This is a genomic window from Streptomyces sp. NPDC029139 (assembly GCF_055564335.1).
In genome coordinates this window covers 193,795-210,237 of sequence record NZ_JBVHWN010000011.1, presented here as the reverse complement: position 1 = coordinate 210,237, position 16,443 = coordinate 193,795, and the positions used below count along the sequence as shown (strand labels likewise).

Here is a 16,443-nt window from a genome sequence, read left to right as displayed (position 1 = left end):
CCGGGGTGCGGGCCCTTCCGCGTGCGGGACTATCCCAGCAGTTCCACCTCCGCCAGCGTGCCGGGCGCGGCGGCGACCAGGCGGTACATCGCGTACGAGCCCGGCGCCGCGACCGTGAAGACCCGGGTCTGCCGGTCCCAGCCGAAGGACTCGCCCGTCCGCCGGTCCAGGTCCTTCCAGACCGTGCCGTCCGCCGAGCCCTGCAGGACCCAGCCGCCGGGCGCCTGGTCCCGGGCCGAGGACGTCAGCGTGTACTGGACCGCCCGGGCCGGCTTCGCCACCGGGAGGGCGAGCGAGGTCACCGCGCCCGACGTCGCCGAGGTGTCGTCGAACAGCGCCCCCGCCCCGCTGATCAGGTCGGACCGCGGAGACGGCACCTTGTCGTCCCGGGTGATCGAGACCGGTCCGGCCGACGCGCCCGTACCCCAGGCCGAGGGCCGCGGGCCCATCTCGAACTTCAGCGTGCCGCCCTGGGACAGCAGCCGGTGGGGCAGCGCGGTGGAGTTCCAGTGGACACCGTCGACCTTGACCCCCTGGACGTAGAGGTTCCGCGCGCTGTTCCGGGGCGCCTCGACGACCAGCGTGCGGCCGTTGTCCATACGGACGGTCGCCTTGGTGAAGAGCGGCGAGCCGATCGCGTACTCCCCGCTGCCCATCACCAATGGGTAGAAGCCCAGGGCGGAGAAGAGGTACCAGGCCGACTGCTCGCCGTTGTCCTCGTCGCCGTGGTAGCCCTGCCCGATCTCACTGCCGGTGTAGAGCCGGGAGAGCACCTCGCGGACCTTCTCCTGCGTCTTCCACGGCTGCCCCGCCGCGTTGTACATGTACGGGACGTGGTGGGCGACCTGGTTGGAGTGCCCGTACATGCCCATCCGGACATCCCGCGCCTCGGTCATCTCATGGATGACGCTGCCGTAGGAGCCGACGAACTCCGGGCTCGCGGTCTCCGGCGTGGAGAAGTACGTGTCCAGCTTCTTCGCCAGACCCGTGCGGCCGCCGTAGAGGTTGGCGAGGCCGCGCGAGTCCTGCGGGGCCGTGAAGGCGTAGCCCCAGCCGTTGGTCTCGGTGTAGTCGTGGCCCCAGATCCGCGGGTCGTACCGCTCCGAGGGCACCCGCCAGCCGCCCGCGAGATCGCGGCCCTGGAAGAAGCCGGCCTTCGCGTCGAAGAGCGAGACGTACTTCTGCGCGCGGGAGAGGAAGTACGCCGCCTCCTCCTGGTACCGCTTCTTGCCGGTCTTCTTGTGCAGCGCCTCGGCCATCCTCGCGATGCCGTAGTCGTTGAGGTACCCCTCCAGCGACCAGGAGAGGCCCTCGTGGGTCTCCGTCGAGGCGTAGCCGAGGAACGGCGAGGTCTCCATGCCCTTGCGGCCCACGCCCCGGCTCGGCGGTACGACCGTCGCGTTCTTCAGCGCCGCCTCGTACGCCGCCTCGGCGTCGAAGTCCACGCCCTTGACGTACGCGTCGGCGAACGCGACGTCCGAGGAGGTGCCGGTCATCAGGTCGGCGTAGCCGGGGGAGGACCAGCGGGAGATCCAGCCTCCGTCCTTGTACTGCTGGACGAAACCGTCGACCAGCTCGCCCGCCTTCTTCGGGGTGAGGAAGGAGTAGGCGGGCCAGGTGGTGCGGTAGGTGTCCCAGAAGCCGTTGTTGACGTACACCCTGCCGTCGACGATCTTCGCGCCCGTACGGGTCGGGGTGTCCGGGCCCGTCATGGGTGAGAACGGGCTGGCGTACCGCTCCTTCGAACCCACCTTCTCGAAGCCGGAGTTGGGGTAGAGGTAGAGCCGGTACAGGCTGGAGTAGAGGGTGACCAGCTGGTCGTGGGTCGCGCCCTCCACCTCCACCCGGCCCAGGACCTCGTCCCAGGCGCGCTGCGCCCGCTCGCGCACCTCGTCGAAGCCGGTGCCCTCCGGGATCTCGTCGGCGAGGTTCGCCTTCGCCTGGTCGACGGAGATCAGCGAGGTGGCCAGGCGCAGTGTCACCGTGCGGTCGGCCCCCGCGTCGAAGCGGAGATGGCCCTTCACACCCTGCGCGGCGGATCCGGTGACCGGCGCGTCGAAGACGCCGTACACGAACATCCGGGTGGCGCCGGTCGAGAGGCCGCTCTTGACGTCGGAGAAGCCGGTGAAGGAACTCGTCGCCGGGTCGAGTGTCAGTCCGCCCTCCTCGGTGACGTTGTCGAAGATCACGCTCGCGTCCTCACCGGGGTAGGTGAAGCGCATCATGGCCGCGTGGTCGGTCGGCGTGACCTCGGCCTTCAGACCGTTCTCGAAGGTCACGCCGTACAGGTGCGGCCTCGCCGTCTCCTTCTCGTGGCGGAAGGCGAGGGCCCGCCGGCCCCGGTCCGTCTCGGGCGTGCCCGCGGCCGCCGACGGCATCACCTGGAAGGTCTGCCGGTCGCCCATCCAGGGGCTCGGCTCGTGGCTGGCGGCGAAGGCCTGCACCGTGGGCAGATTGTCCGCGTTGTTGCCGCGCGCGTACTCGTACAGCCAGCTCTTGGACGCCGCGTTGGTCACCGGCGTCCAGAAGTTGAAGCCATGCGGCACGGCGGTCGCGGGGAAGGTGTTGCCGCGCGAGAACGAACCGCTGGAGTTCGTGCCGCGGGTCGTGGAGGCGTAGTCGGAAAGCCGGTCGAGGCGCTTCTCGGGCGCCTCGGTCCGCAGGGTGAGGTCGTCGATCCAGCCCTGGAACTTCGCCGGGCCCGCGGGGGAGTCGTACGCCACCAGGATCCGGTCCACGGTCTTCCCGGCCGCGACCGCGCCGATCCGGGAGCGCACCTGGTTCCACTGGTTGACGTAGAGCCGCTTGGCCGCGCCCTGTCCCTGAGGGCTGAGCAGCCCGCCGTGGGAGTCGGTCGCCCTCAGGTCGCTCAGATAGGTGCCGTCGGTGAAGGCCAGGTCCACCGACGCGTGTGTCGCGGGGTAGTGCAGGTCCGTCTCCGGCAGGGACGGGAAGATCCGGTAGGACAGCTCGGTGTCCCGGGCGACCCGCAGATCCACGTCGAAGACCTTGTTGTACGAGTACGCCCGGCCCTCGGCCCTGTGCGTGCCGGCGTAGCGCAGCGCCCGCTTGCCGGTGAACCCGGCGTTGGCCTTGGCGGTGGGGGAGCCGCCGGGGCCGCGGTCGACATGGCTGCGCATCTCCGCGGGGACGGGCGCCGAGGTGTCCCCGTTCGAGAACTGAACGTCCGCCAGCTGGGTGAGCCCCGCGCCGCCGTTCTTCGTGATCTCCAGGCGGTAGTGGGCGTACGCCGTGTCGTTCGTGACGTCGTACGTCCTCGTCTCGAAGCGCTTGGCGAAGGTCTGGCCCGCGCGCGTGTCGAGGACCTTCCACTCCTTGCCGTCGGCCGAGCCCTGGAGCGTCCAGTCGCGGGGGTCGCGCTCGGCGGCGTCGTTCGCGGAAGTCAGCGCGTACGTCACCACCTTGACCGGCGCGTCGAGGTCGAATTCGATCCAGGCGGTCGGCTCGAAGACCAGCCACTTCGTGCCGGGCTGGAGGTCGACCAGGTTCTCCTTGGTCTCTCCCGCGCTCGCGTGCTCGCCGCTGGCGCGGAGCTCCACCACCTTGTCGGTGACATTGCCCGGTATGCCGCTGGAGAAGCCGCCGTCGACCCCCGCGGCGCGCAGGGCGCCGTCCGCGCCGACCTCCACCGTATTGCGCCATGTGGGTGGGATTTCATCAGCTTCGAAGGAGGTCGTGAACTCCTGGGAAGAGTTGTCCGTTTGGCCGGGAAGTGCCTGTGCCACCGAGGGCACCGAGCCCAGTACCAAGGCCGACGAAGCCGCCAGGGCGGCGGCTGTGAGGCGGAGGTTCCGGGACCGTGATCGGGTGCGCATTCTGGGCTTCATGCCGTGTCGCCGCTCCTGCCACTGGTGTTAGACAACGTTGTCAACTGTGGGACGCAGACCCAGTAGGGGCCAAGTGGCCGACGGTGTCAAGGGTGTTGACGGCAAGTCGAGGGAGAAAACGGTACAGATACAGCAGGGGCATCCCCGAGGTCTCAACTCGGGAAAGACTGCCGCTCAAACCTGCTTTCGATCTTGCTCAGTGGAAGGGAAGTGGACTATACCTGTCGGCGTCCAGCCCGTCGTACCACTCACGCGACGGCATGACGCCTGTACGACCCAAGCTGCATACGAATGCGGTGGCGGGGCCCTTCGCCTGTGGCGAGCAGAAAACGGGCGACCGGTACACCGCCTGAGTCCTGAATGAAGGCGAGGACTTGAGCATGGGATCCACCTCCGCGCACAACCACGAAGGCCTCGGCCGCCGCGATCTGATCAAGCGCTCCGCCGCTCTCGGTCTGATCACGGTGCCGACGATGAGCTTCCTGTCCGCCTGTGCCACCGGTGGTGGCGGCAGCGACAAGGAGACCAAGGCCGCGGGCGCCGAGAAGACCGCGAAGAACCCGCTGGGCGTGAAGCAGGGCGCCCCTCTCGAAGCGTTCATCTTCAAGGGCGGCCTGGGCGACCAGTACGCCAAGGACGCGGAGGCCGACTTCAAGGCCACGTACGGCGCCGAGGTCAAGCACACCGGCACCCAGCAGGTCGGCCCGAAGCTGACGCCGCGCTTCGCGGGCGGCAACCCGCCGGACGTCATCGACAACTCCGGCGCCGACCACCTGGACATGAACAAGCTGTCCACCCAGGGCCAGCTGCAGGACCTGAGCCTGCTGCTCGACGCCCCCTCCCTGGACGACCCGGCCAAGAAGGTCCGGGACACCATCCACCCGAGCACGATCGAGAAGGGCAAGCACGGCGACACGTTCGACGTGCTGTACTACGCCTTCACGATCTACGGCACCTGGTACTCGCAGAAGCTGCTCGAGTCCAAGGGCTGGGCGTACCCCAAGACCCTCGACGAGATGGTCACGCTCTGCGGCGAGATCAAGAAGGCCGGCATCGCGCCTTGGACGTACGCGGGCAAGTTCCCGTACTACGTGCACTTCAACCTCTTCGCGCAGATCGCCAAGATCGGCGGTATGGAGGGCTGGATCGCGATCGACAACCTCGAGCCCAACGCCTGGACCAAGAACGACGGGGTCAAGCAGGTCGTCGAGCACTACGAGGAGCTCGCCGCCAAGAAGTACTTCCTGGAGGGCAGCCAGGGCCTGACCCACATCCAGTCGCAGACCGCCTGGAACAAGGGCAAGGCCGTGTTCATCCCGAACGGCTCCTGGGTCGAGAACGAGGCCGCCCCGACCACTCCGGCCGACTTCGGCATGGCCGTCGGCGCCCTCTTCGACGGCAGCGGCGACAAGATGCCCCACGGCACCCTGCGCGCCGAGCCGAGCGAGCCGTACCTGGTCTCGGCCAAGGGCAAGAACCCGGCCGGCGGCATGGAACTGCTGCGCATCATGCTCTCCAAGAAGCACGCGCAGAACTTCGCGACCAAGGTGAAGTCCCTCACCTGCGTCATGGACGCGACCGCGGGCATGACCCTGTCGCCCGGTCTCGCCTCCGCCAGCAAGGTCTTCAAGGACGCCGGCACCAACCTGATCAGTCTTCAGCTGCAGGAGTGGTACCCGGCGCTCACGGACGAGAAGATCGGTGGCCTGACGGGCCAGCTGCTCGCCGGGGAGCTGAAGGCGGCCGACTGGATCAAGAAGACCCAGGAGGAATGCGACAAGGTGGCCAAGGACAGCTCCGTCGCCAAGTTCAAGCGCACCGCCTGACCTGCTGGTCCGTACGACGCACAAAGAGGGGAAGGGCCGGGGAGCACCATGCAACACGGCAAATACCGATTCATCGTGGGCTTCCTGGCCCTGCCTCTGATCATCTACGCGCTCTTCGTGATCTCGCCGTTCGTCCAGGCGTTCCAGATCTCGATGACCGACTGGTCCGGGCTCGTGGGCACGGCGGAGTTCGTCGGCCTGGACAACTTCCAGAAGCTCTGGGACAGCGACGACTTCTGGAACGCCCTGCGCCACAACATCTACATGCTGGTGCTGGTCCCCGTCGTCACCCTCGGCCTCGGCCTCTTCTTCGCCTTCATGCTGAATGTCGGCGGCCGGCGCAGGAAGAACGAAGTCGTCACCGGTGTGGCCGGTTCCAAGCTGTACAAGTTCGTCTTCTTCTTCCCGCAGGTCATCTCGATCACCATCGTCGCCGTCATCTGGTTCAACATCTACAACCCGGACCCGCAGGACGGCATGCTGAACTCGCTGCTCGGCGCGGTGGGTCTGGACAGCCTGCAGAACTCCTGGCTGGGCGAGAAGAGCCTCGCGCTGTGGTGCATCAGCGCGGTCATGGTCTGGGGCCACGTCGGCTTCTACGTGGTGCTCTTCTCCGCGGCGATGGCCTCCGTCCCGCGGGACATCTACGAGGCGGCCCTGCTCGACGGCGCCAACCGCTTCCACACCTTCTTCAAGATCACCCTGCCGCTGCTGTGGGACACGGTCCAGACCGGCTGGGTGTACATGGGCATCATCGCGCTCGACGCCTTCGCCCTGGTCCAGATCATGTCGGTGAACATGGGCGGCCCGGACGGTGCCACGGACGTCATGCCGCTGAGGCTCTATCTGACGGCCTTCCGTGACAGTCAGTTCGGCTACGCCTCCGCCATGGGCATCGCGATGCTCATTGTCACGATGACCTTCGCAGTGCTCACGATGCGCTTCGGGCGCCGTGAGCGGATCGAGTACTAGGGGTACGGCGGATGACGACCGAAGAGATCGAGAAGGTGGCGCCGGACGAGACGCCGGCCACCGTCACCAAGAAGCTCGGGCCGACGACCGGCCGCACCTCCGAGGGCGGGGTCCTCAACGTCTTCTCGCACGGCATCCTGATCGTCTGGGCGCTCATGGTGGGCGTCCCGCTGCTCTGGGTGCTGTGGAGCGCCTTCAAGGACAGCAACGGCATCCTGACCGACCCCTGGGGGCTGCCGACCGTCCTGCACTGGGAGAACTGGTCCAACGCGTGGAACGACGCGAACATGGGCCAGTACTTCGTGAACACCGTGATCGTGGTGGGCGGATCGGTCGTCGGCACGATGGTGCTCGGCTCCATGGCCGCGTACGTCCTGGCCCGTTTCACCTTCCCCGGCAACAGGTTCATCTACTACCTGTTCGTGGCGGGCATGTCGTTCCCGGTCTTCATGCTGGTCATCCCGCTCTTCTTCGTCCTGCGGGACTTCCCGGGCAGCTCGCTCCTCGCGACGTACCACGGCCTGATCCTGGTCTACATCGCGTACTCGCTGCCCTTCACCGTCTTCTTCATGACGGCGTTCTTCCGCACGCTGCCGACCTCGGTGGCGGAGGCGGCGATGATCGACGGCGCCTCGCACACCCGGACGTTCTTCCAGGTGATGGTGCCGATGGCCAAGCCCGGCCTGATCAGCATCGGCATCTTCAACTTCCTGGGCCAGTGGAACCAGTACCTGCTGCCGATGGTGCTCAACCAGCAGGAGGACAAGTACGTCCTCACGCAGGGCCTGGCGATGATCGCGCTGCAGCAGGGGTACGAGAACGACTGGGGCGCGCTCATGGCGGGCATGATGATCGCCATGCTCCCCGTGCTCGTCGTCTACACGATCTTCCAGCGGCAGGTCCAGTCCGGCCTCACCGCGGGAGCCCTGAAGTAGCGCGAGCCACCCTGCGTACGCCCCCACGACACGGACCGAGGCCCCGGCGGGACATCCCCGCCGGGGCCTCGGCGTGTGCGGGGGAGGGACGGCCCGCGGGCGGCCGGGAGGCGGGAAGGGGGATGGGCGGGAAAGGGGTGGGGGATGGGAGGGAAGGGGGCTCATCCGAGCCTCTCCCCGCTCAGCTCTTGACGGGGGACAGGCCCAAAGGCTCATCTTAGAGTTCACAAGTTGGAGAAGAGGCTGGGGTCTCAGTGCCGCGGCCCCCGCAGGCGGGAGTGGATGAGTCGATGGAGACTCCGGGGTCGCAGACCTCTCTGCACAGGGCCAATCTGGAACGGGTCGTCCGTGCGGTACGCATGGCGGGCTCGCTCACCCAGGCGGAGATCGCCCGGGCGACCGGGCTGTCCGCCGCCACGGTCTCCAACATCGTGCGGGAGTTGAAGGACGGCGGGACCGTCGAGGTCACCCCCACCTCCGCCGGCGGGCGCCGGGCCCGCAGCGTCTCGCTCTCCGGTGACGCGGGCGTCGTCATCGGCGTCGACTTCGGTCACACGCACCTGCGGGTCGCCGTCGGCAACCTCGCCCACCAGGTCCTCGCCGAGGAGTCCGAGCCGCTCGACGTCGACGCGTCCTCCGCCGAGGGCTTCGACCGGGCGGAACGCCTGGTCACACGGTTGATCGAGGCCACCGGCATCGGCCGCGACAAGGTCGTCGGCGTCGGCCTCGGCGTGCCGGGACCGATCGACGTCTCCTCCGGCACGCTCGGCTCCACCTCGATCCTGCCGGGCTGGAGCGGGATCAACCCGGCCGACGAGCTCTCGGGCCGGCTCGGCGTGCCCGTGTACGTCGACAACGACGCCAACCTCGGCGCGCTCGGCGAACTCGTCTGGGGCTCCGGCCGCGGGGTCAAGGACCTGGCCTACATCAAGGTCGCCAGCGGCGTCGGCGCGGGTCTCGTCATCGACGGACGGGTCTACCGCGGCCCCGGAGGCACCGCCGGGGAGATCGGGCACATCACGATCGACGAATCGGGCCCCGTCTGCCGCTGCGGCAACCGCGGCTGCCTGGAGACCTTCACCGCCGCCCGGTACGTCCTGCCCCTGCTCCAGCCCGGTCACGGGGCCGATCTGACCATGGAGCGGGTCGTCCAGCTCGCCCGGGAGGGCGATCCGGGCTGCCGGCGCGTGATCGCCGACGTCGGCCGCCACATCGGCAGCGGTGTAGCCAACCTCTGCAACCTGCTGAACCCCAGCAGGGTGGTCCTCGGGGGCGATCTCGCGGAGGCCGGCGAACTGGTCCTCGCGCCGATCCGCGACTCCGTCTCGCGCTACGCGATCCCCAGCGCCGCCCGCCAGCTGTCGCTTGCCCCCGGGGCGCTCGGCGGCAGGGCCGAGGTGCTGGGAGCGCTGGCTCTCGCACTGAGTGAAATGGGCGATTCGACCCTGTTGGAGAGTGCCCTTCCCGGGGCCGCTCCGACGGCCGGACGGCTCGCCACGCCTGCCTTCACTTAGATAACGGATGGCACCGTTGTCATCTCGTTAAGGATTTACTCCTTGACGTCGGGGTTGCGGCCGAGTTGACTTCCAGCCACCTCGGCCGCAATGTCGCGGCCTCGTCAGGGAGGCAACCCCACATGAACGCATTGACGCGTCGCGTCGTCATAGGCACGGCCGCCGTTTCGATGGCCCTCTCCGTCGCCGCCTGTGGCAAGGCGGGCGACAGCGACTCGGGTAGCGGGAACGGCGGAGACGGCAAGACCATCGGTCTGCTGCTTCCGGAGAACAAGACCACGCGTTACGAGACCTTCGACCGCCCGATCATCGAGGCGAAGATCAAGGCCCTCTGCTCGGACTGCGAGGTCAAGTACAACAACGCCGCGCAGGACACCGAGACGCAGAAGAAGCAGTTCGACGCGCTCGTCACGCAGGGCGTGAAGGTCATCATCCTGGACTCGGTCGACTACAAGGCCACCAAGTCCTGGGTCCAGCAGGCCGAGAAGAAGGGCGTCAAGGTCGTCGCGTACGACCGCCTGGCCGAGGGCCCGATCTCCGCGTACGTCTCGTACGACAACGAGAAGATCGGCCGCCTGCAGGGCGAGGGCCTCGTGAAGGCGCTCGGCGACAAGGCCAAGGACGCCAACGTTGTCATGATCAACGGCTCGCCGACCGACCCGAACGCCCCGCTGTTCAAGAAGGGCGCCCACAGCGTCCTCGACACGCAGGTCAAGAAGGTCGTCTACGAGCAGGACATCCCGGACTGGTCCCCGGACGAGGCCAACAAGAAGATGGGTGCCGCCATCGACTCGCTGGGCAAGACCGGCTTCCAGGGCGTCTACTCGGCCAACGACGGCATGGCCGGCGGCATCATCACCGCCCTCGCCAAGCAGGGCGTCAAGGTCCCGGTCGGCGGCCAGGACGCCGAGCTCGCCGGCCTGCAGCGCATCCTGAAGGGCGACCAGTCCTTCACGATCTACAAGCAGATCAAGCCGGAGGCCGAGACCACCGCCGAGATCGCGGTCCGCCTGCTCAAGGGCGAGAAGATCGACGACCTGGTTCCCACCAAGGTCACCAGCCTGACCGGTGAGTTCAAGGACATCCCGGCGAAGCTGTACGACGCGCAGGTCGTGACCAAGGAGAACATCGCCTCCACGATCATCGCCGACGGCGTCTACAAGGCCGCCGACATCTGCACCGCCGAGTACAAGGCGGCCTGCGAGGCGGCGGGCATCAAGTAACCCCCCCGCTGCCGGTACGGCCCTTCGGACCCACTGACCTCCTCCGAACGGCCACCCCGGTCCGGTCCGGCGCCCCCGCCCCGTTCAACGCCCCGCAAGCGGGGGCGGGGCGCCGGACTCCTCTCACAGCCCCTCCGTGCTCTTCGCACCACCATCCCCGCCGGTCAGGCGGCGAAGGAGATGATTCACGTGTCCGCTACGCCCGTGCTGGCGTTGCGCGGAGTCTCCAAGCGGTTCGGCGCCGTCCAGGTGCTCACCGATGTCGAACTGGAGATCCACGCCGGTGAGGTCGTCGCCCTGGTGGGCGACAACGGCGCCGGCAAGTCGACCCTCGTCAAGACGATCTCGGGTGTTCACCCGATCGACGAGGGCACCATCGAGTGGGACGGCAGCCCCGTCCAGATCACCAAGCCGCACGACGCCCAGAACCTCGGAGTCGCCACCGTCTACCAGGACCTGGCGCTCTGCGACAACCTCGACGTCGTCGCCAACCTCTTCCTCGGCAGCGAGCTGCGCTCCGCGTCCGTCCTCGACGAGATCGCGATGGAGAAGCGCGCCAAGGAGCTCCTGGACACGCTGTCCATCCGTATCCCGTCGGTCCGCATCCCGGTCGCGGCGCTCTCCGGCGGTCAGCGACAGGTCGTGGCCATCGCCCGCGCCCTGATCGGCGACCCCAAGATCGTCATCCTGGACGAGCCCACCGCCGCCCTCGGCGTCGAGCAGACCGCACAGGTGCTCGACCTGGTGGAGCGGCTGCGCGAGCGCGGCCACGGCGTCATCCTCATCAGCCACAACATGGCCGACGTCCGCGCGGTCGCGGACAAGGTCGCGGTCCTCCGCCTGGGCCGCAACAACGGTGTCTTCGACGTCAAGGACACCACCCACGAGACGATCATCGCCGCCATCACCGGTGCCACGGACAACGCCGTGACCCGTCGGCAGGCCCGTACGGCCTCGGCCACGGCCACGAAGGAGGACGCGAAGTGAGCGACCTCGCCAAGACCCCCGAGACGCCCGAGAGCACCGGCACCGCCGCGCCCGAGGCCGCCGTGCCCGCCCAGGCCGTCGCCTCGGAGCCCTCCGCCGCCCCGATCCCCGCCGTCGACCCGCGTCTGCTGGTCCGCGCGGAGGGCTTCATGGGCTACTGGACCGAGTTCCGCCGCAAGGTCCGCGGCGGCGAGCTCGGCTCCCTGCCCGTCGTCCTCGGCCTGATCGTCATCGCGATCGTCTTCCAGGTCCAGAACGGCAACTTCCTCTCCGCGAGCTCCGTCGCCAACATCGCGGTCTACTCCTCCGGCCTCGGCATCATGGCCGTCGGCATCGTCTTCGTCCTCATCCTGGGCGAGATCGACCTGTCGATGGGCTCGGTCGCGGGCGTCGGCGCCGCCGTCTGGGCCGTGCTCAGCGTCACCAACGGCATGAACGACCTCCTCTCGGTCGTCCTCGCCGTCGCCTCCGGCCTCGTCATCGGCCTGCTCCACGGCTTCTTCTTCGCCAAGATCGGCGTCCCGGCCTTCGTGGTCACCCTCGCCGGCTTCCTCGGCTGGAGCGGCCTGCAGATCTGGCTGATGGGCAAGGAGGGCTCGATCAACGCGCCCACCGGCTCGATCGTGGAGAACCTCACCGCGTACTACTTCGAGGACAAGGCCGCCGCCTACGGCCTGGCCCTCCTGGCGGTCCTCGCCTACGCCGGCTCCCTGTTCCTGGACGCCAAGCGCCGCAAGGCCGCGGCGCTGCCGGCCCGCCCGGTCGGCGAGATCGTGCTGCGCACCGCCGTCGTCGCGATCCTCTGCTTCGTCGTCGCCTACGTCCTGAACGAGCCCGAGGGCGCCCGCGGCCTGCCGCTCGCCCTGGTCCTCTTCCTCGCCGTCCTGGTGATCGCGGACTTCGTCGCCCGCCGCACCCTGTTCGGCCGCAAGGTCTTCGCGGTCGGCGGCAACGCCGAGGCCGCCCGCCGCGCCGGCATCGACGTCGACCGGATCCGGATCATGGTCTTCGGCCTGTCCGGCATGCTCGCCGCCTTCGGCGGTCTCTTCGTGGCCAGCCTCTCCGGTGGCGCCACCAAGAGCCTGGGCAGCGGCAACACGCTGATGCTGGTCATCGCGGCGGCCGTCATCGGCGGCACCAGCCTCTTCGGCGGCCGCGGCAAGGTCTGGTCGGCACTCCTGGGCATGATCGTCATCCAGTCGATCCAGCAGGGCCTGAACATGATCGGCATGGCCAACGAGATCCAGTTCATGATCACCGGCGCGGTGCTCCTCGCCGCGGTCGTGATCGACTCGGTCTCGCGCCGGACCCAGAAGACAGCGGGTCGCGCGTAACGAACCCCACAGTGCCCGGCGCCGGAGAACCGGCGCCGGGCACTGCTGCGTCTGGCCCTGTGCACCGCCCGTACGCTCATCGGTGTGTCGGCCACACGTGTGACCGCACCCCGCCGCCCGACGACCGCGGTCGGGGGCGGAACATTAGACTCGACAAATCGGCAAGCTCGACCAGCTCAATGGCAAGGAGGCACGGGTGGCATTGCTGACCCGTATCAGGGGACCGCGCGATCTGGACCGGCTTTCCCCGGAACAGCTGGACCAGCTGGCCGAGGAGATCCGGACGTTTCTCGTGGACGCCGTCTCCAAGACCGGTGGCCACCTCGGGCCCAATCTCGGCGTGGTCGAGCTGACCATCGCCCTGCACCGCGTCTTCGACTCCCCCAAGGACAAGGTCCTCTTCGACACCGGCCACCAGAGCTACGTCCACAAGCTGCTCACGGGCCGCCAGGACTTCTCCAGGCTCAAGATGAAGGGCGGCCTGTCCGGCTACCCCTCGCAGGCCGAGTCGGAGCACGACGTCATCGAGAACTCGCACGCCTCGACCGTCCTCGGCTGGGCCGACGGCCTGGCCAAGGCCAACGAGGTCCTGAAGAAGGACGACCACGTCGTCGCCGTCATCGGCGACGGAGCCCTCACGGGCGGCATGGCCTGGGAGGCGCTGAACAACATCGCCGCCGCCAAGGACCGCCCGCTGGTCATCGTCGTCAACGACAACGAGCGCTCCTACGCCCCCACGATCGGCGGGCTCGCCAACCACCTGGCCACCCTCCGTACCACCGACGGCTACGAGCGCTTCCTCGCCCGCGGCAAGGACATCCTGGAGCGCACCCCCGTCGTCGGGAAGCCGCTCTACGAGACCCTGCACGGAGCCAAGAAGGGCCTGAAGGACTTCATCGCCCCGCAGGGCATGTTCGAGGACCTCGGCCTGAAGTACGTCGGCCCGATCGACGGCCACGACATCGAGGCCCTGGAGTCCGCCCTGACGCGCGCCAAGCGCTTCGGCGGCCCCGTCATCGTCCACTGCCTCACCGAGAAGGGCCGCGGCTACCGCCCGGCCCTGGAGGACGAGGCCGACCGCTTCCACGCCGTCGGCAAGATCCACCCCGACACCGGTCTGCCCATCTCCTCCTCCGGCGCCGACTGGACCGGCGTCTTCGCCCAGGAGATGGTCGAACTCGGCAAGGAGCGCGAGGACATCGTCGCCATCACCGCGGCCATGCTCCAGCCCGTCGGCCTCGACAAGTTCGCCAAGGCGTTCCCGGAGCGCGTGTACGACGTCGGCATCGCCGAGCAGCACGCCGCCGTCTCCGCCGCGGGCCTCGCCACCGGCGGGCTCCACCCCGTCTTCGCGGTGTACGCGACCTTCCTCAACCGCGCCTTCGACCAGGTCCTGATGGACGTGGCCCTGCACAAGTGCGGTGTCACCTTCGTCCTGGACCGGGCCGGCATCACGGGCACCGACGGCGCCTCCCACAACGGCATGTGGGACATGTCGATCCTCCAGGTCGTCCCCGGCCTGCGGCTCGCCGCCCCGCGCGACGCCGAGCAGGTCCGCGCCCAGCTGCGCGAGGCCGTCGAGGTCACCGACGCCCCGACCGTCGTCCGCTTCTCCAAGGGCGCGGTCGGCCCCGCCGTACCGGCGCTGCGCCGCGTCGGCGGCATGGACGTGCTGCGCGAGCCCGGTTCCGAGCGGCCCGACGTGCTCCTCGTCTCGGTCGGCGCGCTGGCGCCGATGTGCCTGGAGATCGCCGACCTCCTCGACAAGCAGGGCATCACCACCACCGTCGTCGACCCCCGCTGGGTCAAGCCCGTCGACGAGGCGCTCGCCCCGCTCGCCGACCGGCACCGGGTCGTCGTCACCGTCGAGGACAACAGCCGTGTCGGCGGCGTCGGCTCCGCCGTCTCGCAGGCCCTGCGCGACGCCGGCGTGGACGTACCGCTGCGGGACTTCGGCATCCCGCCGCGCTTCCTCGACCACGCCTCACGCGCCGAGGTGATGGCCGAGATCGGCCTGACCGCGCCGGACATCGCCCGCCAGGTCACCGGCCTGGTCTCGCGCCTCGACGGCCGGTACGAGGACAGCAGCGAGGCCGTGGAGTCCGCGCGCGACTGACCCCGGAGCGCCCCCCGCGACACCGGTGACACACCGTCACCATTGGGCCGGTCGGACCACACCATGTGTGGCCCGGCCGGTCCTTTCGTGTGAAACCCCGATTCCCGGGCAGGCGGGAACACCGAACCCTCTCGATCATGGGTCCTGTGACCGACGGCACGGAGGTACGACGGTGAGCACGGACCAACACCCACGAGCGAGCTCCGGGATGTTCCGGACAAAGACGGTCGAGCAGTCGATCCGTGACACGGAGGAACCGGAGCACGCACTCAAGAAGTCCCTCTCGGCATGGGACCTGACCGTCTTCGGAGTCGGTGTCATCATCGGCACCGGCATCTTCGTGCTCACCGGCAAGGTGGCCAAGGAGAACGCGGGCCCCGCCACCGCGCTGGCGTTCGTCGCCGCCGGCATCGTCTGCGCCCTCGCTGCCCTCTGCTACGCCGAGTTCGCCTCGACGGTCCCGGTCGCCGGCTCGGCGTACACCTTCGCGTACGCCTCCATCGGCGAACTGCCCGCCTGGATCATCGGCTGGGACCTCGTCCTGGAGTTCGCGCTGGGCACCGCCGTGGTCGCGGTCGGCTGGTCCGGTTACGTCCGGTCCCTGATGGACAACATCGGCTGGCATCTACCAGCGGCGCTCGAGGGACCGGACGCCGCCGGCGGCACCTTCGACATCCTCGCCTTCCTGCTGGTCCTGGTCCTGACGGTGATCCTGGTCCTCGGCATGAAGCTCTCCGCCCGGATCACCGCGCTCGTCGTCGCCATCAAGGTGACCGTGGTCATGATCGTGATCGTCGCCGGTCTGTTCTTCATCGTCGGCGACAACTACTCGCCGTTCATCCCCGATGCGGTGACACCGCCCGCCGGCTCGGGCTGGGACGCCCCGCTGGTCCAGACGATCTTCGGCTACGAGCCCACCAATTTCGGCGTCATGGGCATCTTCACCGCCGCCTCCGTCGTCTTCTTCGCCTTCATCGGCTTCGACGTCGTGGCCACCGCGGCCGAGGAGACCAAGCTCCCGCAGCGCGACATGCCCCGCGGCATCCTCGGCTCCCTGCTCATCTGCACGGTGCTCTACGTCGCCGTCGCGCTGGTCGTGACCGGCATGCAGCACTACAGCGAGCTGTCGGTGAGCGCCCCGCTCGCCGACGCCTTCAAGGCGACCGGCCACCCCTTCTACGCCGGTGTGATCAGCTTCGGCGCCGCGGTCGGTCTCACCACCGTCTGCCTCATCCTGCTGCTCGGCCAGACGCGCGTGTTCTTCGCGATGAGCCGCGACGGACTCCTGCCGCGCTTCTTCTCCATCACCCACCCGCGCTTCCGGACGCCCTACCGGCCGACCATCCTGCTCGGCGTGGTCATCGCGATCGTCGCGGGCTTCACCAGCATCAACGAGCTGGCGACCCTGGTGAACATCGGCACGCTCTTCGCCTTCGTCGTCGTGGCCATCGGCGTGATGGTGCTGCGCCGCTCCCGCCCCGACCTGCCCCGCGCCTTCCGTACCCCGTGGGTGCCGGTGCTCCCGATCCTCTCCATCGCCGCCTCGTTCTGGCTGATGCTCAACCTGCCGGGCGAGACCTGGTTCCGCTTCGCGGTCTGGATGGCCATCGGCATCGTCGTGTACTTCCTGTACGGCCGCCGCAACAGCCGCCTCGGCAAGGCGGGACAGGACGCGCTGTACTAGACGG

At 68.6% G+C, this 16,443-nt stretch carries 10 protein-coding genes; 9 read left to right on the top strand and 1 reads right to left on the bottom strand.

The window, feature by feature from the left end; all coding sequences use genetic code 11:
• Positions 1-29: 29 nt before the first annotated feature.
• Positions 30-3,836, bottom strand: coding sequence for a GH92 family glycosyl hydrolase (locus ACZ4VW_RS24060; RefSeq protein WP_467965666.1), 3,807 nt, complete (start codon positions 3,834-3,836; stop codon positions 30-32).
• Positions 3,837-4,228: 392 nt separating this feature from the next.
• Here ACZ4VW_RS24060 and ngcE point away from each other — a divergent pair, with 392 nt between their 5' ends.
• From ngcE to ACZ4VW_RS24015, 9 genes are all read left to right on the top strand, one after another.
• Positions 4,229-5,674, top strand: a complete 1,446-nt coding sequence (gene ngcE, locus ACZ4VW_RS24055) for an N-acetylglucosamine/diacetylchitobiose ABC transporter substrate-binding protein (RefSeq protein WP_467965664.1) — start codon at positions 4,229-4,231, stop codon at positions 5,672-5,674.
• A gap of 48 nt (positions 5,675-5,722) precedes the next feature.
• The gene (locus ACZ4VW_RS24050; RefSeq protein WP_467965662.1) at positions 5,723-6,646 is read left to right on the top strand and encodes a carbohydrate ABC transporter permease; all 924 of its coding nucleotides are present in this window, start codon (positions 5,723-5,725) and stop codon (positions 6,644-6,646) included.
• 11 nt (positions 6,647-6,657) lie between these two features.
• The gene (locus ACZ4VW_RS24045) at positions 6,658-7,581 is read left to right on the top strand and encodes a carbohydrate ABC transporter permease (protein WP_467965660.1); all 924 of its coding nucleotides are present in this window, start codon (positions 6,658-6,660) and stop codon (positions 7,579-7,581) included.
• A 290-nt stretch (positions 7,582-7,871) separates the two neighbouring features.
• On the top strand, positions 7,872-9,095 hold the full coding sequence (locus ACZ4VW_RS24040) for an ROK family transcriptional regulator (RefSeq protein ID WP_467965658.1): 1,224 nt from the start codon (positions 7,872-7,874) through the stop codon (positions 9,093-9,095).
• 122 nt (positions 9,096-9,217) lie between these two features.
• Positions 9,218-10,318: a sugar ABC transporter substrate-binding protein gene (locus ACZ4VW_RS24035; RefSeq protein ID WP_467965656.1), complete on the top strand. Its 1,101-nt coding sequence runs from the start codon at positions 9,218-9,220 to the stop codon at positions 10,316-10,318.
• A gap of 180 nt (positions 10,319-10,498) precedes the next feature.
• Complete coding sequence (locus ACZ4VW_RS24030) at positions 10,499-11,305, top strand: ATP-binding cassette domain-containing protein (RefSeq protein ID WP_467965654.1); 807 nt, start codon at positions 10,499-10,501, stop codon at positions 11,303-11,305.
• A complete protein-coding gene (locus tag ACZ4VW_RS24025) occupies positions 11,302-12,639 on the top strand; it encodes a sugar ABC transporter permease (RefSeq protein WP_467965652.1) in 1,338 nt (445 codons plus the stop codon). Before ACZ4VW_RS24030 ends, ACZ4VW_RS24025 begins: the two co-directional genes overlap by 4 nt.
• 196 nt (positions 12,640-12,835) lie before the next feature.
• Positions 12,836-14,755, top strand: a complete 1,920-nt coding sequence (dxs, locus tag ACZ4VW_RS24020; RefSeq protein WP_467965650.1) for a 1-deoxy-D-xylulose-5-phosphate synthase — start codon at positions 12,836-12,838, stop codon at positions 14,753-14,755.
• 208 nt (positions 14,756-14,963) lie between these two features.
• The gene (locus ACZ4VW_RS24015; protein WP_467965648.1) at positions 14,964-16,439 is read left to right on the top strand and encodes an amino acid permease; all 1,476 of its coding nucleotides are present in this window, start codon (positions 14,964-14,966) and stop codon (positions 16,437-16,439) included.
• The last annotated feature ends 4 nt before the right edge of the window (positions 16,440-16,443 follow it).